The sequence below is a fragment of the Paenibacillus typhae genome (genome assembly GCF_900099765.1).
Classification (GTDB): Bacteria; Bacillota; Bacilli; order Paenibacillales; family Paenibacillaceae; genus Paenibacillus_AQ; species Paenibacillus_AQ typhae.
The window spans coordinates 218641-245026 of record NZ_FNDX01000006.1 but is presented as its reverse complement, the minus strand read 5'-3'; the positions used below and the strand labels follow the sequence as shown (position 1 = coordinate 245026).

The following is a 26386-nucleotide window of genomic DNA, read 5'->3' as shown; positions in this document are numbered from 1 at the left end:
CACAGAATCTCCGTAATTATAAGAGCATTAAGTGACAAGTTGCATTATTTCACGTTCTCCCAGCGCGTCCACATTTCAGGCGGGTTCAGTTCATATTTGTCATGCTCGCGGTACATGAACTGATGCATGATGAATTCACGGCGGATCGTGGCATAATCGTCATGGTATTGCTTGATGAACTCGTTCATCTCTTTCTCGCTGTAGACAGTTCCCGGGGTCAGCTTCTCAGCCATGTACTGCAGGGCAATCAGCTTCTTCTTGTATTGGGCCGGGATCTGGCGCAGCCTTCCGTCTTTGGCAAAAAAGTTGCGCAGCACCGATTCCTTCAGGCTGTTCTCCGGTGACTGCTCCTCCAGCTCCTGCGTGCCTTTTGAAAAAATAAAGCTCAAGGAAGCCTCGGAGCCTGCCCGGATAAACTCGGGATTAAGTCTGAAGTAGACGGTGTTCTTGTCCCGCCGCTCTGTTATCATTGCAGCTTCCCTCAGCTTGGCAGCATGATGGGTTACAGTCGGCTGTGACAGGTTGAGCCGTTCCGCCAGCGCCTGGCCGTGAATCTCCTCTCCTTTGGACAACAGCAGCAATATGCGTAATCTCGTCGGATCGGACAAGGCCTTATGGTAATTAACAATTTTATCAAGCTGCATGGGGTCACGCTCCTGTAGCAAATATAAGCTGGGATGAAAAGGAATAATATTTAGATATGTATCTAATTATATCAAATTTGAGGATATCCGGCAACCGCAGCAGCTGATCTTTTACGCAGGAATTGGCGTTAAATTAAAAATTAAGGTAACATTTAGAGACAGAACTTATCCACCAGGAGGTCGCAAGTCTTATGAAAGACGTTATTATTATCGGCGCCGGTCCCTGCGGGCTGTCAGCGGCAATGGAATGTCAGCGCCAGGGGCTGTCGAGCCTCATTATTGAGAAAAATTTTATCGTGCACTCCATTTATCTGTACCCGACCAGCATGCAGTTCTTCAGCACCACCGCGCTGCTTGAAATCGGCGGTGTTCCCTTTACCTCCCCCAATGACAAGCCGTTCCGCCACGAAGCGCTTGTCTACTACCGCCGTGCTGCTGAACAGCATGGCCTTGAGATTGCAGCGTATGAAGAAGCGCTGAGCGTGGAACGGAATGAAGACGGCAGCTTTACTGTACATACTGTCAACAAACGCGGAGAACGCCAGAGCCGGCAGGCTGCCCATGTCGTTATTTCGACCGGCTATTTCGATCAGCCGAATATGATCGGTATACCGGGTGAAGAGCTGCCCAAGGTTACACATTACTTTGGCGAGGCCCATCCGTATACCGGGATGAAGGTAACGGTTATCGGGGGAAGCAATTCCGCAGTGGACGCGGCTCTGGAGCTGATCCGTGTCGGCGCTTCGGTAGATATGGTCTACCGCGGGGCAAGCATCTCCGACAATATCAAGCCGTGGGTGCGGCCGATTTTTGAGAGTATGGTAACTAAGGGCCTTATCACGCTTCATCTGGAATCACGTGTTACGGAAATTACTCCATCCTCGGTCATTGTAACGAGACACACCGGGGAAACCAGCGAGCTGGATAATGATTTTGTGCTGGCAATGACCGGATTCCGTCCAAGCAGGGCACTGTTGTCTTCCGCCGGCGTGCTCATGGATGATGCGCTGGACAAACCGTCGTTCAACCCTGCGACCATGGAGAGTAACATTCCCGGCCTTTACGTGGCAGGGGTTATCGCTTCCGGACGCAACGCCAATGAGGTTTTCATCGAGACCGGACGCGGTCACGGCAAGCTGATTGCCGACCATATCGTTTCACAAAAGCTCAAATAAGACAAGGAGTGCCCGTCTACATGGATATCACCTCCCTGCTGCTGCTCGGCCTGGCCGCACTTGGCATTATCAGCAGCAATTCGCCGGTAACTATCGCTATGGTTGTACTGCTGCTGCTCAGGGTACTGGGACTGCAGCAGACCTTTCCGTGGCTGGAAAAGCACGGCCTGACGCTCGGCATCATCATTCTGACCATCGGGGTAATGACCCCGCTGGCCAGCGGCAAAATCTCGCTGAACACGGTCTGGCAGTCCTTCTTCCACTGGAAATCGCTGGCCGCCATCGGCATCGGCATGCTGGTCGCTTATCTGGGCGGCCGCGGCGCCGTGCTGATGGGCAGCCAGCCGACGGTTGTCGCCGGCCTCCTGATCGGCACTGTGCTTGGCGTCGCCCTGTTCAAGGGCGTTCCGGTCGGTCCGCTGATTGCCGCGGGCCTTCTGTCGCTGATTATCGGGAGGGGATAATCTCTTTGCTGCGCTCCACATGAACAGGCTGGCATCATCCGCAGGAATATGCGGGTTATGCCAGCCTTAATATTTTGCTCTGATGCCGGTGTCATAGCTGTTTATTCATCACTCTATGCCTTAAAAGGCACCGCCTCCGTCTACACGATACTGCTTCTCCAGTTCGGAACGGTAATGCGGATCAAAGGTTATTCTCTTCTCGGGCGTGCAATCAAGAAAATCGTTACCGGCTGAAACATTGCGCTCTGCCCCCGCAAGCCCTGCTGATGCCTTAACCTTATTAACGACCTCCTCATCAATCTCAGGCTCCTCTGTTTCTGCACTGTCAGCTTCTGCAATCATCAGCTGAACAGCAAGCTGTTCGCTCTCTACATTCCCTTGGAGATCTGTGTACTTCACCACTATACATAAGCTTACTTGGCCGCAGGTAATAGCTTCGCCGGTATAAATCTCCACCAGCAGCTCGTTCATACTGTCCAGCGAGTGCAGGAGCATATCACCTGAGCCGTCTGCCTCAAACTCGCCGTAAGTCTCCCCCACTTGAATTCCTTCCGGCATAACAAGCCTTACTACTGCATAATCAGACATTTCTGGCGGGTGGATTTGAATAAGCAGATGGTTTAGCCCTTCCTCATTCTCAAGCACCGATTTGGCCAGCCGCGCTGTTATCATCCTCGTTGCCCCTCCTTCAGCATCCGGGTAATCGTATCTTGAAGCTCCAGCCTCAGCTCTGGTGAAATCCGCGGGCTGACCGTCAGCATCACATCCTCGCTGACTACCAGCGTGTCCCCGGACAGAAGCTGTTCCGGCTGCATGAACTTCAGACGTTCGCCAAGCTTAGTTATCTCATCTTCCGGCATGTCTGCCAGTTTAAGCTGGATATCGGCAAGCGTCTCTCCACTTCTGGACAAAGCCAGAATAGCCCTCAGATGTCTGTAATGGCGGTCGGTATAAACCCGCTTGTTGCCGGACAGCTCAAGCGGCGGGAGCAGGCCAATCTGTGTATAATAACGCACGGTCCGCAGGTTCATATCAGGAGCTTCCTGCTGTACCAGCTCAGCCAGCTGTTTGCCGGTGTAAGTATTCATCATTCCAGCCTCCAGACATATATAGATACAGTTAAGTGTCTCAGTTACAGTTTACTGTAACCAATAAACAAATGCAAATAAAAACGGCTTCCTCTGTGAAGGAAACCGTTAATATAGTTTATCTATCCATCCAGCCGCTGCACATTGAACAGACGGGCATAGCTGCCATCTAGCAGCATAAGCTCTTCATGAGTACCGCGCTCGGTAATCTCACCGTTTTCCAGCACGATAATCTGGTCCGCATGGGTGATAGTGGACAATCGGTGGGCGACAATCAGCGTTGTTCGCTCTGAGGCCAGGGACTGCAGTGACTGCTGGATCAGGTGCTCTGACTCCAGATCCAGCGCAGACGTGGCCTCATCCAGAATAAGCACCTTCGGATCTTTGAGGAAGACTCTGGCAATCGCTACCCGCTGCTTCTGGCCGCCTGAGAGCTTCACTCCGCGCTCACCGACCTCGGTGTCATACCCCTCAGGCAGCTGCATAATGAAATCATGGGCATTCGCAGCCTGTGCAGCGGCAATAACCTCCGCTTCACCGGCATCCGGGTTGCCGAACAGGATATTGTCACGCACCGAGCCGCTGAACAGGAAGTTATCCTGCAGAACCATGCCCACCGTCCGCCGCAGGCTCTCCTGGGTCAGTCCGCGGATGTCCTGTCCATCCATGAGCAGTCGCCCTTCGCTGATGTCATAGAAACGCGGAATCAGGCTGATGAGGGAGGATTTGCCGCCCCCGCTCATCCCGACAAACGCAACGGTCTGTCCCGGGCTGATGCTGAGATTTATTTCTTTCAGCACCCATTCGTTGTCTTCCCTGTACTTAAACCACACATGGTCAAATTGGATGGCTCCGGCCGCATCCTGAAGTGGCTTTGCACCGGGCCGGTCAGCAATATCATAAGGCTCATCCAGCAGCTCCATAACCCGCTCCAGCGAAGCAGAAGCCTGGGTCAATACGGTGGAGGAGTTAATCAGCCGCCGCAGCGGCGCATACATCCGGTCCAGATAGCCGAAAAAAGCAACAAAGGTGCCGAGCGTCAGATTACCGCGGATGACCTCATAGCCGCCGTATCCGATTACGAGCAGCGGGGCAAGGTCCGTCAAGGTATTAATAATGGCGAAGGTAACCGCGTTCCAGCGGGTATGAGCCAGCGCTTTTTCCAGAAACTTGCCGTTAATACCCTCGAACTGCTTCTGATCAACCTTTTCCATTGTAAAGCTGCGGATGATGGCAATCCCCTGAATCCGTTCATGCAGATAGCCTTGTATGGCAGCCAGTGCCTGTGATCTGTCCTTGGTCAGTACCTTCAGCCGCTTGTAAAGTGTGTTAACGGCAATGCCGTACAGCGGAAGAACTGCAATCGAGACGAGCGCCAGCACCGGATTGAGATAGAACATGAACCCCAGCGCAAAAATCAGCGTGAACATATCAAGCCAGACGTTCATCATCCCGACCTCGACCAGGTTTTTGGACTGCTCCACATCGTTGATGAACCTGGAGATCGCTTCGCCTACCTTCGTATTCTGATAATACCGCAGGGACAGGCGCTGCAGATGGCTGTACAGCTTGTTGCGCATATCGAACAGCACTTTGCTCGTAATCAGCTGGGCAAAATATTGGCGGTAGTACTCCACCGGCCCCCTGATTACAACAAACAGCAGAAATGCGCCGCCTAGTACATAAAACAGCTTCGAGATTCTTTCCGCTGCAGTCAGAGCTGAGGGTGTCAGCAGATCATCGACCACATATTTCAAAATCATCGGCAGAGTCAGCGGAATGCTGAACTTGATCATGCCGATAACGAGCGTCAGCACAATCCATTTCATATAAGGCCGGACAAAGGTATAATACGCTTTCCATTGCTTCACAGAACGTTACGCCCTTTCTTTTTTTATACCGCTCTGGGTACTGTTGACATTTGAGGCTTACAGTGTTTTTATATTTCTTAGGTACACAAGTGCAAGTGCAGTACCGAACTTCAGGAGGATAATGATGTCTAGACAATTTGTGACGGAAGCGGTCATGATGGCCATCTACGGCCAGCTTCTCGTACCGCAAAGCCCTGTGGAATATATCGTGCCCTACACGACCGTTATGGAACTATACGAGCTGCGGGACAGTGACGAGCCGCTGATGAACCGGGCAGACGATGACCAGCATGTCAAAAGCAAAATACGTGAGCTGATTGCCTATTTCGAGGAGCCGCTCAATTCCAAGAAGATCAACCGCTGCCTGTCCGTACCCTGGGCGAAGAGCTCCGGCATTCTGCTCGGTGAACGGGCGCAGGTTACGATTATCAACAGCGTTGACAACGCAGCCTACGGGGAAGCCTTTGATCCGATTGAGACAGAGTTGCTGCTGACCTCCGTGCGGGAAAAGGTACCTGTCCTGACCGACCAGTTCGAGCTAATCCAGCGCATCATCGAAGGCGGAATCCCGGTGCAGGTGTATGACATCGATGATTTTGAGTTTGCGATGGAGGAAGAGACCTTCCGCAGCTCGCAATAAAACGGCTATCTTATACTTACCCGCCACTGCACAAAAAGCCCCTGCCGCCCGGCAGGGGCTTTTTGTGCAGGCCGCCCTTCAGACTGCAGCTGGCTCCAGCCAGCCCGCTTCAGGCAGCAAAGGCTACTCCTTAGCCTGACCCGCCGCGCTCAGCGGCTGATACACATACTCGATATCATCCTCGGCAGCGACATAATTAATAGACAGGCTGTAGCCCTCCATATACCAGAGATCCTGCTCCTCCATATAAAAAATCAGGCCTCCCTGCTCCGCCTCTGCTGCAGGACGCGCGGGTGGTTCCGTAGCAATACCCAGTGAAAATCCGGGATGCAGTCCTCCGCCCGAGCTGTAACGCGGAAATAAACGAATAGAGTCCCCGTTCTTCAGGTTAAGTTCCTTCTTGAACCAGGCTGCCGCCTCCGGACTAATTGTCATATCCATTTGTGTTAGTGCACCTCCGTTTCTGTATATCATACTATAAGCCGGCGGTATTCCAAATCAGCCGTTCCTTATCTATGATACTCCGTCTTCGCAAATTGTTCAAAATTCTATTTGACATTGTTCAGAGACTGATGATAAACTCTGAACATACGAAGCGTCTTGAAGTAATTACCAAAAATGAGCGAAAGGGTGATTTCGGTGTTGACCATTGTACCAGTTGATTATAACTTTTTTGTCGGCGACTATACACAACCTCATACCGAAGCAGCCCGAATAGTGGAAACCTGCTGAATCAAGTACATCCACCGTACCTGAATTTAGCCAGGTAAGTCTCTTCCATGTCTTCTGTGCTGCTGCAAAGCACCGTGGACATGATTATCACTGTATCTTACAGGCATATCATCCGTTTAACGGAGGGTATGCCTTTTTGCATGCTGTTAATAGACATCCGCTATTGTCATCATCATTCTAAGACACATTCACAAACCGACAACGACACCCCAAACACGAAAGGAAGGGATTACCCTTGTTCTCCGTACTCCGTGATCTCGGCTGGTTTTTCCGCCGGGAGAAAAGGCGCTATTCTATCGGCCTGATTTTGCTAATTGTAGTAGGTGTATTAGAGCTGCTGCCGCCCCGTCTGCTTGGCAACGCTATCGACGAAATTGTCCGCGGCTCCATCACCACAGGGTCACTGCTGAAGTACATCGGCGCAATCACCGTGATGATGCTGATTATTTACTGGATCACTTATGTCTGGATGCATAAGCTGTTCGGCGGCTCCAACCTGGTCGAGCGGCTGCTGCGTTCCCGGTTCATGAACCATCTGATGACGATGACCCCTTCTTTCTTTGAAAAAAACCGCACCGGCGACCTGATGGCCCGCGCCACCAATGATATCCGCGCCGTGGCGACCACCGTCGGCTTCGGAATGCTGACGCTCGTGGACTCCACTGTCTATCTTAGTGTCGTCCTGCTGGCAATGGGCTTTCTGGTCAGCTGGAAGCTGACGCTTGCTGCGGTGCTGCCGCTGCCGCTGATCGCAATCGCGATGATTTTCTACGGCAAAGCGATTCACGACCGTTACAGTCTGGCCCAGGATGCCTTCGGGGATATGAATGACCAAGTGCTGGAATCCGTATCCGGGATTCGCGTTATCCGCGCTTATGTGCAGGAGCGGCTGGACGAGAAGCGATTTGCCGACATTACTGAAGATGTGTACCGCAAAAATATGGCGGTTGCCCGTGTAGATGCCTTTTTTGAACCGACCATCCGTTTCTGTGTAGGCCTCAGCTATATCATTGCACTTACATATGGCATTTATCTCGTATTCCGAAATCAGATTACACTGGGCGACCTAGTCTCCTTTAATATGTACCTGGGAATGATCGTCTGGCCGATGTTCGCCATCGGTGAGCTGATCAACATCATGCAGCGCGGCGGCGCTTCACTGGAGCGGATCGACGAAACAACGAATACCCGTCCGGATGTGGCCGATGTCGCCAGCCCGGTAGCGGTAGCCCAGCCAACCCGGATCGATTTCAAGGATGTAACGTTCCGTTATCCTACCTCCACCATTGATAATCTGAGCGGAGTCAGCTTCTCCCTGTCCCAGGGCCAGACGCTGGGGGTAGTCGGACGCACCGGCAGCGGCAAATCCACACTGCTGAAGCAGCTGCTTCATGAATATCCAACCGGCAAAGGGGATATCCGGATTGCAGATGTTCCGATTGAGAGTATTGCTCTCGACAAGCTGCACAGCTGGATGGGCTACGTTCCGCAGGAGCAAATTCTGTTCTCCAAATCGGTCCGTGAGAATATCCAGTTCGGCTATGACAAGGCCAGTGATGAACGCATTATGCAGGCCATTACGGCCGCAGCGTTCCAGAACGACCTCGGCACCTTATCCGACGGCCTGGATACACTGGTCGGCGAACGCGGCGTCTCCCTCTCCGGGGGCCAGAAGCAGCGCGTCTCGATCTCCAGAGCTTTTATCGCGAACCCTGAGATTCTGATTCTGGACGATGCCCTGTCAGCCGTTGACGCACGCACCGAAGCCCGGATCATTGATAATATCCGCGAGGAGCGCGCCGGCAAAACGACCCTGATCTCCACCCACCGCCTCTCTGCCGTCGAGCACGCCGATTTGATTCTGGTGCTGGATAATGGGCATATTATTGAGCGCGGCACTCACCAGGAATTGCTGGAGATGAACGGCTGGTACCGTGAGCAGTTTGACCGCCAGCAGGTGGAGAACAATCTGAGCGGGGAATAACCGCGGATGCCGGTTGGCTTATCCAATATTTTAAACCAGATTTTTTAACCGGGACTTAATAACCCTTTAGGAGGTGTCACCGTTGACACAGAGTACAGGCAAACGCCTGCTGCAGTATGCACTGACTGCCAAAAAAACCTTTATCGCAGCCCTTCTGCTGCTTACCATCGGCGTGGCCGCCGAGCTGGCCGGCCCGTTTATCGCCAAAAATATGATCGACAACCATCTGCTCGGCATCGAGCAGCCCTACTTCCAGACGGCATCCTCTGAAGAGGCCGCTGAGTATAACAGCAATTATTACAAACGCGGCGACCGCTTTGCCGAGGGTGAAGCCAAGGGCCAGGAGGTCCGGCTGCTGCAGTCAGGCAGAAGCTTTTATTTCATCAATGAGGCGGTTGCACAGGCTGATGGCGAACGTTCATTTAAGGACGGGATGCTGGAGATCAAATACGGGGATGAAATCTCTGCTTACCCTGCCGTGAAGCTGTCCGCGGATGAGGTATTTGCTTTTTACAAGCCGGAGTTTCCCGGGATTTATGAGCTGGTAGGACTGTATGCGGTCTTCCTGGTCATCTCGATCCTGGCCGAATTCGGCAAAACCTACTGGCTGCAGTCGTCAGCCAACCAGGTCATCCGCAAGCTGCGAACCGATGTATACGCACATATCCAGCGGCTGCCGGTGTACTTTTTTGACAATTTGCCTGCGGGCAAGGTTGTCTCACGGGTCACCAATGATACAGAAGCCGTCAAGGACCTGTTCATTGCCGTGCTGTCCAACTTTTTTACAGGAATTATTAATATCACCGGGGTGTACATTGCCCTCTTTCTGCTCGATGTCAAGCTTGGCCTGATCAGCTTGTTCATCGTACCGATTATCGTTCTCTGGATCGTGCTGTACCGGAAGGTGGCAACCAAATACAATACCATCATCCGCTCGCGTCTTAGTGAGATTAATGCCATTATCAATGAATCCATCCAGGGGATGTCGATTATCCGGATTTTCCGCCGCCAGAAGCAGAGCCGCGAAGAATTCGAATATCTGAATGATGATTATATGAAGTATCAGAACAAAATGCTGAACCTGAACGCGCTGACCTCACACAATCTGGTGAATACGCTGCGTAACCTTTCCTTTGTGCTGGTGCTATGGTACTTCGGCTTCGGCAGCCTTGGCGGATCGACCTTTGTATCACTGGGCGTGCTGTATGCCTTTGTTGATGTACTGGGACGGATGTTCCAGCCGATTACCGGTATGGTCAACCAGCTCGCGAATCTGGACAGCTCGATGGTCTCCGCAGGCCGTGTGTTTACCCTGATGGATGAACCCGGCGAAGCTGTGACTGACGGCTCAATGCCGCGTTACAAGGGCAAGGTCGAATTCAACAACGTATCCTTTGCCTACAAAAAAGATTTCGTGCTGAAGGACATTTCCTTCGAGGCGCGTCCGGGCGAGACAGTAGCTCTGGTCGGGCACACCGGCTCGGGCAAAAGCTCGATCATCAATCTGCTGTTCCGCTTCTATGATCCGCAGCGCGGCAGCATTACGATTGACGGCCAGGAGGTCACCTCCATTCCCAAGCAGTGGCTGCGCAGCCATATGGGGATCGTGCTGCAGGACCCTTATCTCTTCACCGGTACCATCGCGTCCAACGTCAGTCTTGGCGATGAACGGATCAGCCGGGAACGGGTGGAACGCGCGCTGCGTGAGGTCGGGGCGGATAAGCTGCTGGCCCACCTGCCGCAGGGCTTCGACGAGCCGGTAGTGGAAAAAGGCAGCACGCTGTCCGCCGGACAGCGCCAGCTGATCTCCTTCGCCCGGGCGCTCTCGTTCGATCCGGCGATTCTCATTCTGGATGAAGCGACCTCCAATATTGATACGGAGACCGAGAGCCTTATCCAGGACGCGCTGGAGGTGCTGAAGAAAGGCCGGACCACCTTCATCATCGCCCACCGCTTATCGACGATCCGCAGTGCAGACCAGATTCTCGTGCTGCATCACGGCGAGATTGTGGAGCGCGGCAGCCACGAGGAGCTGATGGCGCTGGAAGGCCGCTACTACCGGATGTACCAGCTGCAGCTTGGAGCTGGTGCTGCACAGGCTGCTGATGCTGCTGCGCCGGCTAAGCCTGCAGCTGTTCTGCAGCCCTCGCTGAAGCACAGCTAAAGAGTTCAATACACCCCCTGGCGGCGCTTAGGCTGCCAGGGGTTTTCTATACTTGAACGCAGAACATCCGTTCTATATAATGAAAAATAATACATAAGAACGGGGTGGTAACCATGATTACCTATTCACTTAGCAAGCAGCAGGCCAGACGGTTTCTGCTGCAGCACCAAAGACTCGTTCCCGGTATGCTGCCGGGCGGAAAGACAGGGATTTTTCAGTATGTCCGCCATGTCGGCTGCATCCAGTATGACCCGCTCAGCATTGCCGGGCACAATCACGAGCTGGTGCTCCAGGCGCGGATTCCGGATTTTGTTCCCGCCATGGCAAATGAGCTGCTGTACACGGACCGGCTGCTGATTGACGGCTGGGACAAGAACATGTCCATCTATTGCACAGAGGACTGGCCATATTTCAGCCGCAGGCGGGAGGCCGCAGCAGCAAGGCATAATGGCGACGAACTGCTCCTGAAGACGATGGAGCAGGTGCGGGAAGCCCTTGAAGCCCGCGGCCCCCTCTCCTCACTTGATCTGGAAGGCAAGGAGAAGATGAACTGGGCCTGGGCTCCGGCCAGAGTGACCCGTGCCGCGCTGGAAACGATGTATTTCCGGGGTGAAGTGTCCGTCCACCACCGGGTGCATACCCGCCGTTATTACGATTTCACGGCCAGGCTGCTGCCGGAGCATCTGCTACGTGCCGGGGAGCCGAATCCGCTGGAGGAGCAGTACCACGACTGGTATGTGCTGCGGCGGATCGGCAGCCTTGGCCTGCAGTGGAACAAATCCGGTGACGGCTGGCTGGGCATTTCCGGGTTAAAGAGCAAGGAAAGAACGGCTGCTGTGGAACGGCTGCTGCGGAATGACAGCATCCGTGAGGTGCGTGTAGAGGATGTGAAGCTGCCGCTGTATATGCGGACGGCGGATGCTCCCGGACTTGGGGCTGTACTGGCCGGGGATGCTTCGGACGGGGACGGTTCTGCAGAGGCTGCGGAGCAAGGCGGATTCGCCGCTGTGCTCGCTCCGCTCGATAATCTCCTGTGGGACAGGGAGCTGATCCGCCAGCTGTTCGGCTTCCAGTACCGCTGGGAGGTGTACAAGCCGGCTGCAGATCGGGAATACGGCTATTATGTACTGCCTCTTCTATTCGGCGACCGGTTTATTGCCCGGCTGGAGCCGGTCATGAACAAGAAAACCGGAGTCCTGAGCATTCTCCGCTGGTGGTGGGAGCCCGGCGAAGCCCTGAACGCCGGAATGATCCCGGCGCTTGCCGGCGCAATCGCCAGTCTGGCACGCTGCAATAGAGCCGGCAGCGTCGCCTTTTCTCCGGAGACCGTCCGCACAGGCGGACTCGGGCTGCTGGAGGAGGCTGTCCACAATCTGTGCAATAGCAGGACTGATTAATAGGTCAGCATCATAACAACCGCAAAAGACTCACAATACACAGGAGATGCTGTGTATTGTGAGTCTTTACTGATAGCCTTGCCCGCCTGTTCTATTCAACGAACTGCTCCTCTTCCAGCCCCAGCTTGGCATACATTTCCGTGCAGTATCCCTGCAGCTTGATTTCCAGTCTGCTGGCCTTATTCTTGAACCGTTTCAGCTCACGGATCATATGCGCCCTGCCTGCCGGAGTAAAGGTCTCCTGGATGCGCTCCTTGAAATAATCGTGGACAATATGATTACGCTGCTTCCATACAGCCTGCAGCTGATTCGTCTCTTCTTCCGAGAAGGGAAAATGATGCTGGATTTCTTTGATGAGCTGGCCGAGTGAACTGCTGAGTTTGCGCTGATACAAATCAGCTAGATCTGCTTCTGTAGGCGTTTTTCCCTGAGACAGCTTTGTGAGCAGCAGCAGATTGGTCAGCTGCTGTTCCAAAGCCTGACAATAATAGACTGCCAGTCCGAAATAAGCAAATAACTCTTTGGATTGTTCACTCTCCGGTATTTGTGTATCCTTCATCTTTCCTCCCGCTGTTCTCTCTTTATTGATCTATTCTCTCACAAATGCCTGCCATAATCCATGCGTCCGGAGCGGTACAAATACACTCCGCAGAGCAGCAATATGTAAATTAGTGCATGGGCAAATGTCCCCAGCACCGCTGGCATCGACCATTCATCTGTCTTCATCAGTGCATTCATTAACAGCGCCGCAGGAGGCAGCAGCACCGGCACAACCGGGCCGGGAATGAGTTCAGCCAGCTTCAGTCCGCTAATGGACAAAATCAGGATGATCAGGAGCAGGCCGGTGGCATAGCTGCTTTTGGGAACCCAGGAAGCCTGCAGAAACAGTGAAATGGAGACTCCGAGCATACCCAGCAGCAGATGTCCGGTGAATGCGACCGTCACCCGGTATAATCCGGCCGGCTCAGCAAAGCTCCCGGTCAAGAGCGGATAAACCACCATCAGCAATGCAAGCGCCACTGTAAGCAAAGCCAGCGTCAGTATGCCGCCCAGACTGTACTTTATGCTGCTGCGCAGATGAACGATTGTGACCTGCCGCTGTACGGCCTGCTCATGGTTAAGAAAGCTGATTCCCATCCAGGCGCAGCCGATGAACAGAATTACACCGGTAGCTGCATAGCTGCCCATTACAGGGTTTGGCTTGTATGTATAAAGAAACAGCAATAATATCACGACAGCTGCAACAGGCCCAAAAAACCGTTGTGAGGTCGTATAGCTTTTCAGCATATAGGCAATGAGCGCTCTCATCCGGTATGCTCCTCCCCGCTGCGTTTCGGGTCCATCCATTCTTCAAGCCGATTACGGCCGCTCCGGTGCTCAACAGAGATTACCGACCCGCCGTGCTGGAGAATATAGCGCAAAAAATCATCCGCATAGGCAGTATCGACAGTCCACTCTGTACACTTTCCTGCCAAAGTGGTATGGACAGACTGTTCAGCAATAAAACCGGGCATGCCTGTAATGATTTGCTGCTCATGATTCTCCAAAGGCGTGCATACCAGACAGGAGGAGGACTTCTCTCTAAGCTTGTCTGCGCTGGTAATCATATGCGTCCGGCCTGCCTGAAGTACATGCACTCCCGCTTCCAGCGCTTCCACACACAGCGGTTCGTGTACAGAGAATACAAGCGCTGTCCCTTTCCGCTTCAGTTCCTGCAGTCGGTCAATCAGAACGTGCTGAGCCGGAAGATCAAGTCCGGACAACGGCTCGTCAAGCAGCAGCAGCTCAGGTTCACCAAGCAGGCTTTGGATCAGGTTAACCTTTTGCAGCATCCCCTTGGAATAGCCGATTACCGGCTGCTTGCGGAACGGCTGAAGATGAAACGCCTCCAGCAGCTCTGTGATCTGACGCTCCAGTTCAGCCGGGGGAGCTCCGCTAATCCTGCCCATGTGACGCAAATACTGCTCTGCCGGAAGCTTCATTCCTGTAAAAGCCTCGGGGGCATAGCCGATTCTGAGCTTAGGGTGTGACCGCTTCACGATACCTGATGAGAGCTGCAGGAGCCCGGCCAGCACGGCAAGCAGTGTGCTTTTGCCGGAGCCGTTGCGGCCGATCAGGGCTGTGGCGGACCCGGCTCCGATGGTGAGGGAAACCTCATTCAGTACGGCTCTCCCTCCATATAGTTTGGTCGCACCGGTCAAGCTGATCAAAGATTGGGGTTGATGCATACGGTGATTTCTCCTTACAAAAATACTGCCAGCCGGGCTATCACCGGTGACTGAATTTGTTATCCTCTCTACTATTCGTCAGATTATCGCCGCCTTCCTTCCTGCGTGAAGATGATTCCAGCAAACGAACATACAAAAAAACCAGAATCCGCTGCAGTCGGGACTGCTGGCGGTCTGGTTCTATCAAGTTATAGATAATTAGGCGTATACTTCAACAGCACCGCTGATCAGGCGGCAGGCCAGAGCTGCACTGCGGCAGGCATCAATGCATTCCTGACAGTGTGTCTGCATATGCCGGCTGCTCTCGTCGGCACAGCGTTCACAGATCTCCGCGCACAGACGCAGGATTTCAACGACAAACGGGCTCTGCCGGGTCATTGCCTGAACGGCGAAAGAACAGATATCTGCACACTCCCGGTCAAGCCGGATGCTCTCGCGTAGCGCTGCCAGGTCATATTCTTTCAGGCTGGAGACGTAGCTGTAGTTACAGGCATTCATACATTTAATACAAGCATCGATGCATTCCTGATATTGGATTCGGGTCATAGCCTTAAACCTCCTGCAATTTGTATAGGGTATGCCTATGTATTAACCTGCAAGAAAAGGAACGAACCAAGCTCACCGCTGAACAGGCTGTCTGCCGGAGGTCCGGGAATTTGAAGCTCAGCTCCGGATGACCTGCCGGAAGAGCCGGTTACAGGCCCCGCTTTACTGCCGCCGGCCGGCCGAAGTAGCGCTTTTCCAGCTGCAGCAGCCGGGTACGCAGCTCGCCTGCCGAGAAATGCTCACCGATAAAGACAGCTACATCCGGCACCTCTCCCTGCGGTGTAATTTTCATAAAATCAGCTTCCCTGTAAGCATACTGGAACAAAAACCGGCTCGCAGTGTCACTGAACGTAACGATGCCCTTCGCACGGTATACATCACGCGGCAGCTCTTTTACAAACTGCTCGAATGCTTCACTGTCCACCGCATTTTTGAAGTAGTGGGTGTACGCCATGACATGGTCATGGGTATGGTGAGCTTTGCCCTGTTGTCCGGCAGATTGCCCGCTGTATTCTTCATCCCTTTCGGAAGTCCCGCCATCCGCACTATCTCCATCCAGATGCACTCCGCCAAGGCCGCCGAGCAGCTCTTCCGGTTCAAGGGCACAGCGCACAGCCGGCAAAATCTCGGCATATGCATTCCATTTCCGCAAAATGGCAGAGATTTCCTCAGCTTCTTCTGCTGTAATACGGTCCGTCTTATTGAGAATCAGAACAGATGCACAGCGGATCTGCTCCTGCATCAGCCGGTAGGTGGCTCCCTGCTGCGAGCGGTACAGTTCCAGCAGATGCGCCGCATCAACGACGGTAATCAGCCCCTTCAGCTCCACCTGCTGATACAGTGAGGTTTCCGTTACCGCATCAACTATTTCCAGCGGATTCGCTGCACCTGTAGCTTCAATCACCACAACATCCGGTTTTTCTTTTTTGACCAGTGTAGTCAGCTCTGTACTGAGATCACCGCGGCTTGTACAGCAGATGCACCCGCCCAGCATTTCAGCCATCGGAACCTCCTGCTCAACCAGCAATCCGTCGAGATTCACTTCCCCCAGCTCATTCATAATGACCGCAGGACGCAGATTCTGGCTTTTCCAGTGATCCAGCAGCCGCTGCAGCAGTGTTGTTTTACCGCTTCCGAGAAATCCGGACAATATATAAACCGGCAAGGCCTGTTGTTCCATGTTTCATCGCTCCCCCAAAAATTCCGTATGGTAGCGAGTGTACTACAGTCTGAGTGTACAAGCAAGATACTCGGCAGAGAGCGCCTAAAGCCGGCTTAGACAGATTTATTTTTATTGCATTTACAACAATAATATTTTTGTATATACTTTGTTAATGATTTCAGATAAGAAAGGTTGGAGAAAAATGAACGTACAGGCCATCACGCTGCCAGAGGAGCTGCAAGCTGCTTTTTCGATCAGGAAGCAGGTATTTGTCGAGGAGCAGGGAGTCCCGCTTGCTGACGAATTTGATGATTTTGATACACTGGACAGTCAGTGCCGGCATGTTCTGGCCTATTATGACGGACAGCCGGTGGGCACAGGGCGGATTCGCGCTTTTGAGGGGAAAGGGAAGCTGGAGCGGATTTGCATTCTGGCGCCCTTCCGTAAATTCGGGATAGGCAAACAAATCATTTCTGCACTTGAGGAAATCGCCGTTCAAAACGGTTATACCGGGGTCAAACTGCACGGGCAGTCACAAGCCAAAGGATTCTATGAGAAGCTTGGTTATCAGATCTCATCCGCAGAATTTATGGAAGACGGTATCCCGCACTTTTTAATGACCAAAGCGATTTCTGCTTCACAGATATGAACAGATCCCGTCTAACGGCTGCCTCTCTATTCATCGGCGGATTATTAATATTAACGCTCGGCATTTCACTGACCATACAATCCGGCCTTGGTGCTTCCCCTTTTGACGCTACCTTGGTCGGCCTTTCCGGCAGTATCGGCCTGACCGTGGGCAGCTGGGAAATCCTCATCGCTATACTGCTGCTGGTGCTTAACACTTGGCTGTCCGGAAAAAGACCGGAAATATTAGGGTTGGCGACTGCTTTTGTAACCGGCCTCGGGATCGATGTTTGGCTATACTTGCTTAATGACTGGATTGAACCCGGATTGCCGGCCGGCAGACTGGTTTGCTTTGCATCAGGCTTAATCGTCACAGGACTGGGAACCGCATTGTATCTGCAAGCCAAATTCGCTCCCTCCCCGTTAGACCGGCTGACCCTATTGCTGCAAAAGCTGACGGGCCGCAGCATCTTTTTTACCCGTACGCTCCTTTATCTGTTGTTCCTGCTGGCGGCCTTTATTTCAAACGGGCCTATCGGGATCGGCACCCTGCTCACCGTATGTCTGGGCGGATTCATCCTTAATTTCTTTATGCCGCTTACAGAGAAGGCCTTAAACCGCATTTCACTGGAACAGCCCTTATAAAGACTGGTATTATGGGTAAATAGGAAGATAGGGAATCGATTTGGACTCTAGGAGTGGATAATATGTCATCTGTCGAAGAACACCGCAAGCAAGCACCGCAGACCGTAGCCTGCTACGTCATCACCGTCTCTGATACCCGTACTATGGAGACAGACACGGGAGGCCAGCTCCTTGTATCAATGCTGGAGGAGGCCGGTTATCAGGTCGTCGGCCGCACCATCGTCAAAGACGATTATGAGGACATCCGTGAACTGGTCTACAAAAGCTCCGTTCATTCCGGCATCGAAGCAGTGCTGCTGACCGGCGGCACGGGCATTTCACCGCGAGACACCACCTATGAGGCTGTCGCCTCGCTGCTCGACAAATCGCTCCCGGGCTTCGGCGAAATCTTCCGGCTGCTCAGCTTTACCGAGGATATCGGCTCTGCCGCCATCCTGAGCCGGGCTATCGCCGGCACGATCGGCAATACAGCGGTCTTCTCGATGCCTGGCTCTACGGGGGCCATCAAGCTGGCGATGAGCCGGCTGATTGTTCCTGAGCTGCGGCATGTGATGAGGGAGATTTATAAGAAGGAATAGCAGGAAGCCAAACAAGGCCGGTAACGCATCTGTCGATGCAGTTACCGGCCTTGTTTCTGCTGAAATTTTTCCACCAAGTATTAATGCGAGGCATGCACCCCGTCCATAAGCTGGTTTAGAAGCGCTTTTAGCTTATCTGTATATTTGCCCTTCTCTTTCTCCAAAGAGGTATACAGTCGGGCAACAGAGCCCTCTGAGAGCTGTTCCAGGCTTCCATGTGATGTTATATATGCTTGCTTGATATAGTTATGCTGAATATTACCCGCGCCTACTAACCCGGCAGCCAGTGCGGCAGCCAGCAGTATTATCTGAAATCTCATCAAAGCTTCCTCCCGGCAGAATTTTTATACTTAGAATGGCTGGGAGAAAAGCTATTTATGCAAAATGTAATATGCCGCCTATTCCCCATAAGAGAGTATCAGGCAACAAGCTCATTCCCCCGGAGGCTCATCATGAACATCTGTATCCGGCGAAGTAGAGATCCAGCTTGTGAACTCCACCCTGAGCCCGGGCCGGGTCGGAGCACAGAGCATCGGGCCGGCCTGTACTTCACCCGTATAAGGGAATCTGGCGACCCGGATCGTGCGCCATGGATACACGCCGGTTCTGGCTCTGAGAATGACAGCATCCTTCAGGCGTGAAGCGCGGATGGTCACAATCTGCCCGGCCCATTCCGGAACAGGTGACAGCGACCAGTCAGAGTATTGATCTGTTACCACAGCACCTATATGCGGCACGCCGTCATTGATTTCGACCCCGGCCTTGATCCATTGCAGCGGGCTGTGCCACAGCATAATCCCCGCCTGGTCGTACAGCTCGGTTAGGCTTCCGGCGTCAAAGCTGACCTCTACCGCAGTTCCTTCTGTCCAAGCAGCAAGCAGCGCATGCCCGTTATCATGCTGAAAGCCGTACATGGTCTTCTGCCAGTAATCACTGCCCTCCACAGCCTGAACAATCAGTTTGCCGTTCTGCTCTGCAACCGAATGCGGCTCATTACTCCAGATTCCGTCCTGCCAGTCCACCCTTTTCATCACCAACACGCTCCTTTACCGGATTCAGCTGTTTAGAATGTCCATGCCTTCCTGTATTCATCAACCCTACTCTATCAAAATGCAGCAGAAAATGCAGCTACTCCCCTGCAATAGCTTTAATACCCGCCCTGATAACACAAACACAGCCTGACAATTAGACTGTCAGGCTGTGAGATATGAAAAGTTATGAATCCGCAGTTACTTACAGGTCCGGATGCTCATGCTTAGCGACGAGCTTGCTCCAGCGGCGCTGAACCTCACTCTCGAAGCTGCGCAGTGCAGGCTCATTCTCCGGCTTGAGCAGATGGCGGGTTTTACCCATCGTCTTCAGCCACGCAGACACCTCAACCCGTTTATTCTTTTCTTCCGGATTGTAGGTAATATTAGTAACGCCTTGCTCCACTTCATAGAGCGGGAAGAAGCAGGATTCAACGGCCAAGGACACGATATTCGTGCCTTCCTTGTCCTCGCTCATCCAGTTCAGCGGGCAAGCAATCAGAATCTTGCCGTAAACCAGGCCTTCGTTCTGTGCATACCACTGTGCCTTCGCCGCTTTTTTCAACAGATCCTGCGGATAAGCTTCACAGCCGGTGAACACGTAAGGAATGTTGGTAGCTGCCATAATCTGCGCAGTATCCTTGTGCTGAGTAACTTTACCCTGCTGTGTTTTGCCGATGCTGGATGTAGAGGTGCGGTGCCCCAGAGGGGTCGAATACGACTGCTGTGCACCGGTATTCATGTAGCCTTCATTATCGTACTCGACGATAATCATTTTGTGTCCGCGCAGGGCTGCACCGATAGCAGGTCCCATCCCGATATCCATACCGCCGTCCCCGGTAACCATCACGAAGGTAAAGTCATCCTTAAGTCCGAGTCCGTCCAGTTCACCGCGGCGTTTGCGTTCCCAGAACATTTCTACCACACCGGAAAGCGTAGCAGCACCGTTCTGGAACAGGTTATGGATAAACGTTGATTTGTGGGAGGAGTAGGGATAACCGGTTGTAGTTACCATAGCGCAGCCTGTGTGATACAGCGCGACGATATCTCCTTCAATCCCTCTGAAGAACAGCTCGAGTCCTGAGAAAATACCGCAGCCCGGACATGCGCCATGCCCCGGAGACAGGCGTCTCGGCTTCTTCATCAGGCTGCGCACCGGCGGAACCTTAACCGCAAGCTTGCCGGTTTCTTCATTCTTGGTAACGGTAATCAGCCCGGTCTTCAGGGAATCGAAATCCAACGGCTTCAGCAGGCGCTTAGGTGCTTTGTCTGCCTCGCCCGGATTGTGACCGTAGTAATCAAACGGCACTTCAACACGGTCAGCGGCAACGGCATCCATAGCCAGCTGGAAGAAGTGATGGCCGTCTTCTGCGTAGAAGTCTTTACCGCCCAGACCGTAAATCCGGCTGATAACCTTGGTGGTTGTGTTGCCGTAGGTGAACAGGGCCGCCTTGATTTCGTTGACCATATTACCGCCATGTCCGCCGACGGAATCCGCACGGTCACCTACAGTAATAGCTTTGACATTCTTCAGCGCTTCCGCAATCTGCTTCTGCGGGAACGGACGGATCATGTTCGGGGAGATCGCTCCGGCTTTGATGCCCTGCAGGCGCAGCTGATCGACAACATCCTTGATAATCTCGGATGCAGAGTTCATCAGGAAGACGGCAACGTCGGCGTCCTCCATCCGGTACTGCTCAATCACCTCATAATGGCGTCCGGTCAGCTCGGCAAATTCCTGAGCGATTTCTTCAAACACCTCACCGGCGTTGTACATCGCAACGGACTGCTGGTAACGGTTGTTGATATAATCCGGTTCATTCATGTAAGGACCAACCGTAACCGGATTGTTCCGGTCAAGCGTATCGGTGAAGCCTACAGGAGGCTGTTCGCCTACAAACTTTTGGACATCCTGCCGGTGGGCGAAAGCCTGTACGCGGCGCTTCTGGTGAGAAGTGAAATAACCGTCCGAAGCAACCATAACCGGAAGCCGGACCTTCGCATGTTCTGCCAGCTTCAGTGCCATCAGATTCATGTCGTAGACCGATTGCGGGTCACGGCACATCAGGATCGGCCAGCCGGTATTGAGTGCGAAATACAAGTCAGAGTGGTCACCGTGAATGTTCAGCGGCCCTGAGATCGAGCGGCAGATCAGGTTCATTACCATAGGCATACGCGTACCTGCTTGTACAGGCAGCTGCTCCAGCATGAACATGTAGCCCTGCGCACTGGTTGCGTTGAATACGCGTCCGCCGGCTGTGGAGGCACCATAACAGATCCCTGCCGAGCTGTGTTCACCGTCTGAAGGAACGAGCATAATATCATGCTGTCCGCTTGCTTTCATCGTATCGAGGAACTGGGCTACCTCCGTCGATGGCGAGATCGGGAAATATCCCATAACATGATAATTAATCTGGTGGGCAGCGTAGGCTGCCATTTCATTGCCTGATTCATACAGGAATTTCTGCTCTACCTTGGCAGAGCCTACTTCTTTTTCATAATCTATAGCCATTGTTCATTCCGCCTTTCTTACCGGATTTATAATTGCGGGACCAAATCAAAGGTATGTTTCACAGTGTGGCTGTCTGCATAGCCTTCCTTCTCAAGGATACTGGACAGTGCCGAGGTCGGGCAGGCGCCTACGCATTTCAGGCAGCCTTTGCAGTACTGATAGTCGATACCCAGCAGAAACATCTGCGAACGCCCTTTGCGGTCAAGCCGTTCTTCCCAGACAAAGCACTGGTCAGGACAGACGGTATCGCACTGTGCACAATTGATACAGGACTCGTTCTCATAAGCCGGAATCATGCCGGAACGGGAAATGCTGAGGTTTTTCAGGAAGCTGTTGCCGGGATTCACAATCGAGCCGCCCATCGGCTGGGTGTCGTAGCCAAGAGCCGAAATGTCGGAGCGTACGTATTCAGGCATGCTCTCTCCTTCAGGCAGCTCAAAGTGCATAAACTTCACTTCGTTGTAGCCGCGCTCAAAGGTCGTAATAGCGGACTGTACAGCCTGCGGATATTTCTTGCCGAGCGATTTCTCGATAACGCCCTTCATCGTCTCCGTGTCAAGAAACGGACAAAGCCGGAACAGCGCGCCCAGCATGGCCATATTTACGCGGTTTTTCTCTTTCAGTGCAATGCTTGTTGCATCAATGACAGCAATGGTACCGGCTTTCAGCTTCAGCAGTTCTTTGAGTTCTTCCGGCGTCTTGGCCGAGTTCACAAGAACGGTGCTGTCTTCGCTGATCCCGCTGGTTACATTGACCGTCTTGGCGAGCGCTTCATGGAATACGCCAACCACATGAGGACGTTCTACCGGTGAAGTATCGCGGATATGCGTGTCCAGATCACAGAACCGGATGTGGGCTTTGACAGGCGAGCCTTTTTTCTCCGAGCCATAGGATGAGAAGCTGACCCCGTTCAATCCTGCTCCGACAACGCCTGCTTCCGCGAGCATTTTACCGGCCAGGTTAGCCCCGAGCCCTCCGATGGATTCCAGCCGGATTTCAAAGAATCCCAGACTGTTTACTTTTGGTAGTTGTACCACCTACATAACCCCTTTCGAGTGTCAAGAATAAAACAATCCTTTTGACTTTTTCAATGATTGTAACGTGATAATGATGGTAACGAATGTGACAAATCTTGCATTTTCACGGGTCCGGGAATCACAATAATTTATAGATTTCGATCGATTTCTTTATACGCGACAGCGCTGCGTTACCTGAACAGAAGGTAACCTGCCATAGAAATTGCAAAATGTGAAAATTATGTGTAATCCGTCATTTACGAGCTTTCCCGCGAACACAAGGTCACCCTTAATTTAGCTATAAAATTAAAAATTAAGATGTTAAATTTGTCACATAAAACATGATCTTTATCACAACTACAACCCTGCCGGCGGTCAGGACAACTCAAAAAGCCCATCCGGATGGATGGGCTTCTGGGGCAAAATAAGGCTATTCAAGATCCAGCTGCATATGCTCGGCGATCAGCTGCTGCTTGCGGTTCCATACCTGCTCACTGAGGCTAACACGGTACACCTCGGGATTCAGCTTACGCAAATATTCCGGCCAGAACAAGTCGAGCTGCTGTTCATGATAGCGGCGGATTTCTTCCAGCGGCGGCAGGGAGTAGACCTGGAACCCGTTCACGAAAATCGGCTCCAGCATCGGCAGCGCCTCGTATTTGTCAACATTCTTGCGCAAATACGGATGCAGCGGATTAAACAGCTTGATCCGGGCGCCGTTGCGCGGGGCAGCTTCGTCCGGAGAGCTGATGTAATCGGCCATTGCCTTGCCGTTCGTGCCGACAATGCGGAACACATCCTTCTTGCCGGGCGTAGATACCTTCTCCGGGTTAGAGGAGATCTTGATGGTCGGGATCATCTCACCGGTGGCTGACTCGATCTCTACCAGCTTATACACCCCGCCTAGGGAAGGCTGATCGGCAGCTGTAATCAGCTGTGTGCCGACACCCCAGGTATCAATCGCAGCCCCCTGCAGCTTCAGGTCCATAATGGTATTCTCGTCCAGATCATTTGAAGCAACAATCTTCACGTAATCCAGACCTGCCTCGTCCAGCATCTTGCGTGCCTGGATGGACAGATACGCCAAGTCTCCGCTGTCCAGGCGGATGGCGTTCATTTTCTTGCCTGCGGCTTCCAGCTTCTTCGCGGTATTGATCGCATGCGGCACACCGCTGCGAAGGGTATCGAAGGTGTCTACCAGCAAAGTAACGCCGTCCGGCAGCACCTTGGCATAGGCATCGAATGCCTCCTGCTCGCTGCTGAAGCTCTGGACCCAAGAATGGGCATGTGTGCCTTTGGTCGGGATGCCGAACATCCGGCCGGCCAGCATGTTGGAGGTAGCATGGAAGCCGCCGATATATGCCGCCCGTGCGCCCCATACCGCTGCATCCGCCTCCTGCGCCCTGCGGGTACCGAACTCCAGCAGGATGTCGTTGGGAGCAACCTGCTTGATCCGTGAAGCCTTGGTGGCAATCAGCGTCTGGTAATTCATAAAGTTCAGAATCGCTGTCTCCACAAGCTGTGCTTCCATAATCGTTCCTTCAACGCGTACCAGCGGCTCATCCGGAAAGACAAGCGCTCCTTCCTTCATGGCATGGATGTTTCCCTTGAAGTGAAACTGCAGCAGCTCCTCGAGAAAAGCAGGCGCATAATTCTCCTCCTGCTCCGACAGATAACGGATATCATCTTCCGTGAACCGCAGGTCTCTGATATATTGGGCTATACGCTCCAATCCGGCGAAGACGGCAAAACCGTTCCCGAAGGGCAGCTTGCGGAAATACGCCTCAAATACCGCCTTGCGCTTATGCGTCCCGTTCACCCAATGGGCGTACATCATATTTATCTGATACTTGTCTGTATGTAGAGCAAGCTCTCTCCTCAAATCCTCATCTCCTAGACCTGTGTTATTCTGCATCGGCACGTACCACTTGTGCTCCGAGGCTGCCGCGGAAATGCCCGAGTGCCCATGCATGGCCTTCAGCGTTAAAGCTGGCCACTGCATCCTCATGGATCACAATTCCGAATCCTTTGTTGTAGGCATCGACCGCAGTATGCAGCACACAAATATCAGTGCAGACTCCGATCAGATGCAGCTCCTGTATTCCGCGCTCACGCAGCTTAAGCTCCAGATCGGTGCCGCAAAAGGCGCTGTAGCGTGTTTTGTCCATCCAATAGATAGATCCCTGGTGCTTTTCATAGACAGCCTTCAGACCGCCGTACAGCTCCCGTCCGGACGTCTCACGCAGGTTATGGGGCGGAAACAGCCTGCTCTCGGGATGATAAGGATCCGCCGCCTCATGCAGGTCAACCGCCATGACCACATAATCGCCGCTTTTTACAAACTGCTCCGTCAATTCATTAACTCTGGGTGCAATATCAATTCCCGGCTGCCCGACCGGCAGACTGCCGTCAACAAAATCATTGGTGAAATCTATCACGATCAATGCCTTCATTGGATAAGCCTCCTTTAGTGTAGTAAGACGGTGATTGAAGCGCTATATCAAGTATAAATAGATAATAAAGGCTCATGGTCAGTGAACATGTAGAGCTGCGCAGGCCGCTGGGAATACTGGTTCGAGCTGACCGGGTTACCTGCTTCATCACGCACTTCTTTTAATATACCCTGCCTGCTGCGTGTTGAAGTGATTTTGCGGATAAAATTCGGCTCTTTGAACTCAGGCACTACCGTCTGGATAACCTGATAAAGCTCGCTTAGTGTAAAATGCCGGGGCAAAAACTGCCGGGCAATCGTCGTCTGCAGCATCTGCTGCTGAATCCGCAGATAAGCATCCTTAATAATGTCACGATGGTCAAAAGCAAGCTCAAGCTCTTCCAGCGCTTCCTGCAGTGTAAACAGGCCGACCTCACCGGCATCATCCGAGGCCTGTCTCTGCTCCAGCATCCATTCCTCCACCAGCGCAAAAAAAGCATGGCTGATAATCCAGCCGCGCGGATCACGTCCGGGAGTGCTATACACACCGAGATACTCCAGATGTCCGCCGTCCACCCCCGTCTCCTCTTTCAGCTCCCGCGTGGCCGCATCATAGATGGACTCATCCTCCTGGCAAAAGCCTCCGGGCAGCGCCCACATGCCGGCACACGGCCATTTTTTGCGCCGGATCAGCATTACCTTCAGCTCGCGCAGAGGAAGCGTCTTCGTGACCGTCTTCCGTTCCCGCTTCGTCAAAGTGAACATCACAATGTCGGCCGGAACTCCGTCCGGGGTGCGGTACTTTTTGGCGTTGTAGGTTTGTTCCACGTTCTCGCTCACTTTAGATCATCCTTTGCCGCTGTCATTGTTTACTGTTCGTATCGTTTAATGTACCAAACCTGCTCTTCTAAAATCAATAAATCCGGCACATTCAGATGTAGATAAAGGGACGGATCTTCATCCGCCCCCCTCTCAAGCCCGAATCAATCTCCGCAGGTAGACGGCGGCGCATCCGTGCCGGCCTCCACGCTGATTTTCTCAGAAACGGTATCCCTGATGACCGAAATGACCAGCTGCAGCAGGTAGTTGATGTCGCTCTGGCTCTGCTGGAACTCATTCACCAGCGGAATGCCGTCGATCTCATCCTGCAGCGCTTCGATTTCCTGCTCTATCTTAGCAACCATCGCTTTATTGCCGAAGCTTTCAAAGGCCACAATCTCCTTCTGCTTCTTCTTAATGGTGGCAATCAGCCCCTGCACCCGCTCGTGATTCTGGATTTTGAGCTCCGCCTGCTGAAAATGCCGCACTTCTTCACTGGTAGAGATCAGAGCAGCAAGCTCCTTGGCTTTGCCCATAATATCCTCACGTACAATAAGATCACGGGTATCGTAGCTCTGCATGCCGTATTTGTTCACATTCGGGTTCTCCTGGCTCATGCTTCTCGCCCCATTTCT

At 52.9% G+C, this 26386-nt stretch carries 27 protein-coding genes; 9 read left to right on the top strand and 18 right to left on the bottom strand.

Annotated elements, in window-relative coordinates; translation table 11 throughout:
* Positions 1-44: 44 nt before the first annotated feature.
* Positions 45-644: a DUF2087 domain-containing protein gene (locus BLR64_RS08190; protein WP_090713654.1), complete on the bottom strand. Its 600-nt coding sequence runs from the start codon at positions 642-644 to the stop codon at positions 45-47.
* A 191-nt stretch (positions 645-835) separates the two neighbouring features.
* Between BLR64_RS08190 and BLR64_RS08185 the strand changes: the two genes are divergently transcribed.
* Together BLR64_RS08185 and BLR64_RS08180 are read left to right on the top strand one after the other, a co-directional pair.
* Positions 836-1819, top strand: coding sequence for a YpdA family putative bacillithiol disulfide reductase (locus BLR64_RS08185; RefSeq protein WP_090713653.1), 984 nt, complete (start codon positions 836-838; stop codon positions 1817-1819).
* A 20-nt stretch (positions 1820-1839) separates the two neighbouring features.
* Positions 1840-2283: a DUF441 domain-containing protein gene (locus tag BLR64_RS08180; RefSeq protein ID WP_090713652.1), complete on the top strand. Its 444-nt coding sequence runs from the start codon at positions 1840-1842 to the stop codon at positions 2281-2283.
* A 120-nt stretch (positions 2284-2403) separates the two neighbouring features.
* Here the strand turns inward: BLR64_RS08180 and BLR64_RS08175 are convergent, their stop codons facing one another.
* From BLR64_RS08175 to BLR64_RS08165, 3 genes are all read right to left on the bottom strand, one after another.
* Positions 2404-2955 carry a hypothetical protein gene (locus tag BLR64_RS08175; protein WP_090713651.1) on the bottom strand — a complete coding sequence of 184 codons (552 nt, stop codon included), beginning with the start codon at positions 2953-2955 and terminating at the stop codon, positions 2404-2406.
* Entirely contained in the window at positions 2952-3374 is a 423-nt protein-coding gene (locus tag BLR64_RS08170) for a MerR family transcriptional regulator (protein WP_244157638.1), read from the bottom strand. Before BLR64_RS08170 ends, BLR64_RS08175 begins: the two co-directional genes overlap by 4 nt.
* Positions 3375-3493: 119 nt before the next feature.
* The gene (locus BLR64_RS08165) at positions 3494-5242 is read right to left on the bottom strand and encodes an ABC transporter ATP-binding protein (protein ID WP_090713649.1); all 1749 of its coding nucleotides are present in this window, start codon (positions 5240-5242) and stop codon (positions 3494-3496) included.
* 124 nt (positions 5243-5366) lie between these two features.
* On the opposite strand from BLR64_RS08165, the gene BLR64_RS08160 reads away from it, so the two are divergent.
* Positions 5367-5882 (top strand): ADP-heptose synthase, encoded by a 516-nt coding sequence (locus tag BLR64_RS08160; RefSeq protein WP_090713648.1) that lies wholly within the window; start codon positions 5367-5369, stop codon positions 5880-5882.
* A gap of 123 nt (positions 5883-6005) precedes the next feature.
* Here the strand turns inward: BLR64_RS08160 and BLR64_RS08155 are convergent, their stop codons facing one another.
* Entirely contained in the window at positions 6006-6323 is a 318-nt protein-coding gene (locus tag BLR64_RS08155; protein ID WP_090713647.1) for a HesB/YadR/YfhF family protein, read from the bottom strand.
* 526 nt (positions 6324-6849) lie between these two features.
* Between BLR64_RS08155 and BLR64_RS08150 the strand changes: the two genes are divergently transcribed.
* The 3 genes from BLR64_RS08150 to BLR64_RS08140 all read left to right on the top strand — a co-directional run bounded on the left by BLR64_RS08150 (position 6850) and on the right by BLR64_RS08140 (position 12159).
* Positions 6850-8598 carry an ABC transporter ATP-binding protein gene (locus BLR64_RS08150; RefSeq protein WP_090713646.1) on the top strand — a complete coding sequence of 583 codons (1749 nt, stop codon included), beginning with the start codon at positions 6850-6852 and terminating at the stop codon, positions 8596-8598.
* 82 nt (positions 8599-8680) lie between these two features.
* Entirely contained in the window at positions 8681-10762 is a 2082-nt protein-coding gene (locus tag BLR64_RS08145) for an ABC transporter ATP-binding protein (protein ID WP_090713645.1), read from the top strand.
* A 113-nt stretch (positions 10763-10875) separates the two neighbouring features.
* Positions 10876-12159, top strand: a complete 1284-nt coding sequence (locus BLR64_RS08140; RefSeq protein ID WP_090713644.1) for a winged helix-turn-helix domain-containing protein — start codon at positions 10876-10878, stop codon at positions 12157-12159.
* Positions 12160-12250: 91 nt separating this feature from the next.
* On the opposite strand, the gene BLR64_RS08135 is transcribed toward BLR64_RS08140, so the two are convergent.
* The 5 genes from BLR64_RS08135 to BLR64_RS08115 form a co-directional block, all read right to left on the bottom strand.
* Positions 12251-12718, bottom strand: coding sequence for a hypothetical protein (locus tag BLR64_RS08135; RefSeq protein ID WP_090713643.1), 468 nt, complete (start codon positions 12716-12718; stop codon positions 12251-12253).
* 38 nt (positions 12719-12756) lie between these two features.
* Positions 12757-13467 carry a hypothetical protein gene (locus BLR64_RS08130; protein WP_090713642.1) on the bottom strand — a complete coding sequence of 237 codons (711 nt, stop codon included), beginning with the start codon at positions 13465-13467 and terminating at the stop codon, positions 12757-12759.
* Positions 13464-14387: an ATP-binding cassette domain-containing protein gene (locus tag BLR64_RS08125; protein ID WP_090713641.1), complete on the bottom strand. Its 924-nt coding sequence runs from the start codon at positions 14385-14387 to the stop codon at positions 13464-13466. The genes BLR64_RS08130 and BLR64_RS08125 overlap by 4 nt, the downstream gene beginning before the upstream one ends.
* A gap of 198 nt (positions 14388-14585) precedes the next feature.
* Positions 14586-14933 carry a four-helix bundle copper-binding protein gene (locus BLR64_RS08120; protein ID WP_068720905.1) on the bottom strand — a complete coding sequence of 116 codons (348 nt, stop codon included), beginning with the start codon at positions 14931-14933 and terminating at the stop codon, positions 14586-14588.
* Positions 14934-15081: 148 nt separating this feature from the next.
* Positions 15082-16113 (bottom strand): CobW family GTP-binding protein, encoded by a 1032-nt coding sequence (locus BLR64_RS08115; protein ID WP_090713640.1) that lies wholly within the window; start codon positions 16111-16113, stop codon positions 15082-15084.
* A 184-nt stretch (positions 16114-16297) separates the two neighbouring features.
* Here BLR64_RS08115 and BLR64_RS08110 point away from each other — a divergent pair, with 184 nt between their 5' ends.
* The 3 genes from BLR64_RS08110 to BLR64_RS08100 all read left to right on the top strand — a co-directional run bounded on the left by BLR64_RS08110 (position 16298) and on the right by BLR64_RS08100 (position 17945).
* Positions 16298-16744 (top strand): GNAT family N-acetyltransferase, encoded by a 447-nt coding sequence (locus BLR64_RS08110; RefSeq protein ID WP_090713639.1) that lies wholly within the window; start codon positions 16298-16300, stop codon positions 16742-16744.
* The gene (locus BLR64_RS08105; protein ID WP_090713638.1) at positions 16741-17367 is read left to right on the top strand and encodes a YczE/YyaS/YitT family protein; all 627 of its coding nucleotides are present in this window, start codon (positions 16741-16743) and stop codon (positions 17365-17367) included. The genes BLR64_RS08110 and BLR64_RS08105 overlap by 4 nt, the downstream gene beginning before the upstream one ends.
* Before the next feature lie 62 nt (positions 17368-17429).
* Positions 17430-17945, top strand: coding sequence for a MogA/MoaB family molybdenum cofactor biosynthesis protein (locus BLR64_RS08100; RefSeq protein WP_090713637.1), 516 nt, complete (start codon positions 17430-17432; stop codon positions 17943-17945).
* Between the two features lie 80 nt (positions 17946-18025).
* Here BLR64_RS08100 and BLR64_RS08095 read toward each other — a convergent pair whose 3' ends face one another.
* The 8 genes from BLR64_RS08095 to BLR64_RS08060 form a co-directional block, all read right to left on the bottom strand.
* Positions 18026-18265, bottom strand: a complete 240-nt coding sequence (locus BLR64_RS08095; RefSeq protein WP_090713636.1) for a hypothetical protein — start codon at positions 18263-18265, stop codon at positions 18026-18028.
* 111 nt (positions 18266-18376) lie between these two features.
* Complete coding sequence (locus BLR64_RS08090; protein WP_090713635.1) at positions 18377-18982, bottom strand: DUF1349 domain-containing protein; 606 nt, start codon at positions 18980-18982, stop codon at positions 18377-18379.
* A gap of 196 nt (positions 18983-19178) precedes the next feature.
* Positions 19179-21485, bottom strand: a complete 2307-nt coding sequence (locus BLR64_RS08085; RefSeq protein WP_090713634.1) for a thiamine pyrophosphate-dependent enzyme — start codon at positions 21483-21485, stop codon at positions 19179-19181.
* Between the two features lie 26 nt (positions 21486-21511).
* Positions 21512-22522, bottom strand: coding sequence for a 2-oxoacid:acceptor oxidoreductase family protein (locus BLR64_RS08080; protein ID WP_090713633.1), 1011 nt, complete (start codon positions 22520-22522; stop codon positions 21512-21514).
* A gap of 409 nt (positions 22523-22931) precedes the next feature.
* Positions 22932-24416, bottom strand: coding sequence for a nicotinate phosphoribosyltransferase (locus BLR64_RS08075; protein WP_090713632.1), 1485 nt, complete (start codon positions 24414-24416; stop codon positions 22932-22934).
* Complete coding sequence (locus BLR64_RS08070) at positions 24406-24954, bottom strand: cysteine hydrolase family protein (RefSeq protein WP_090713631.1); 549 nt, start codon at positions 24952-24954, stop codon at positions 24406-24408. Before BLR64_RS08070 ends, BLR64_RS08075 begins: the two co-directional genes overlap by 11 nt.
* A 47-nt stretch (positions 24955-25001) precedes the next feature.
* Positions 25002-25772, bottom strand: a complete 771-nt coding sequence (locus BLR64_RS08065) for an NUDIX domain-containing protein (protein ID WP_090713630.1) — start codon at positions 25770-25772, stop codon at positions 25002-25004.
* 143 nt (positions 25773-25915) lie between these two features.
* Entirely contained in the window at positions 25916-26368 is a 453-nt protein-coding gene (locus BLR64_RS08060; RefSeq protein ID WP_090713629.1) for a YlbF/YmcA family competence regulator, read from the bottom strand.
* Positions 26369-26386: the final 18 nt, after the last annotated feature.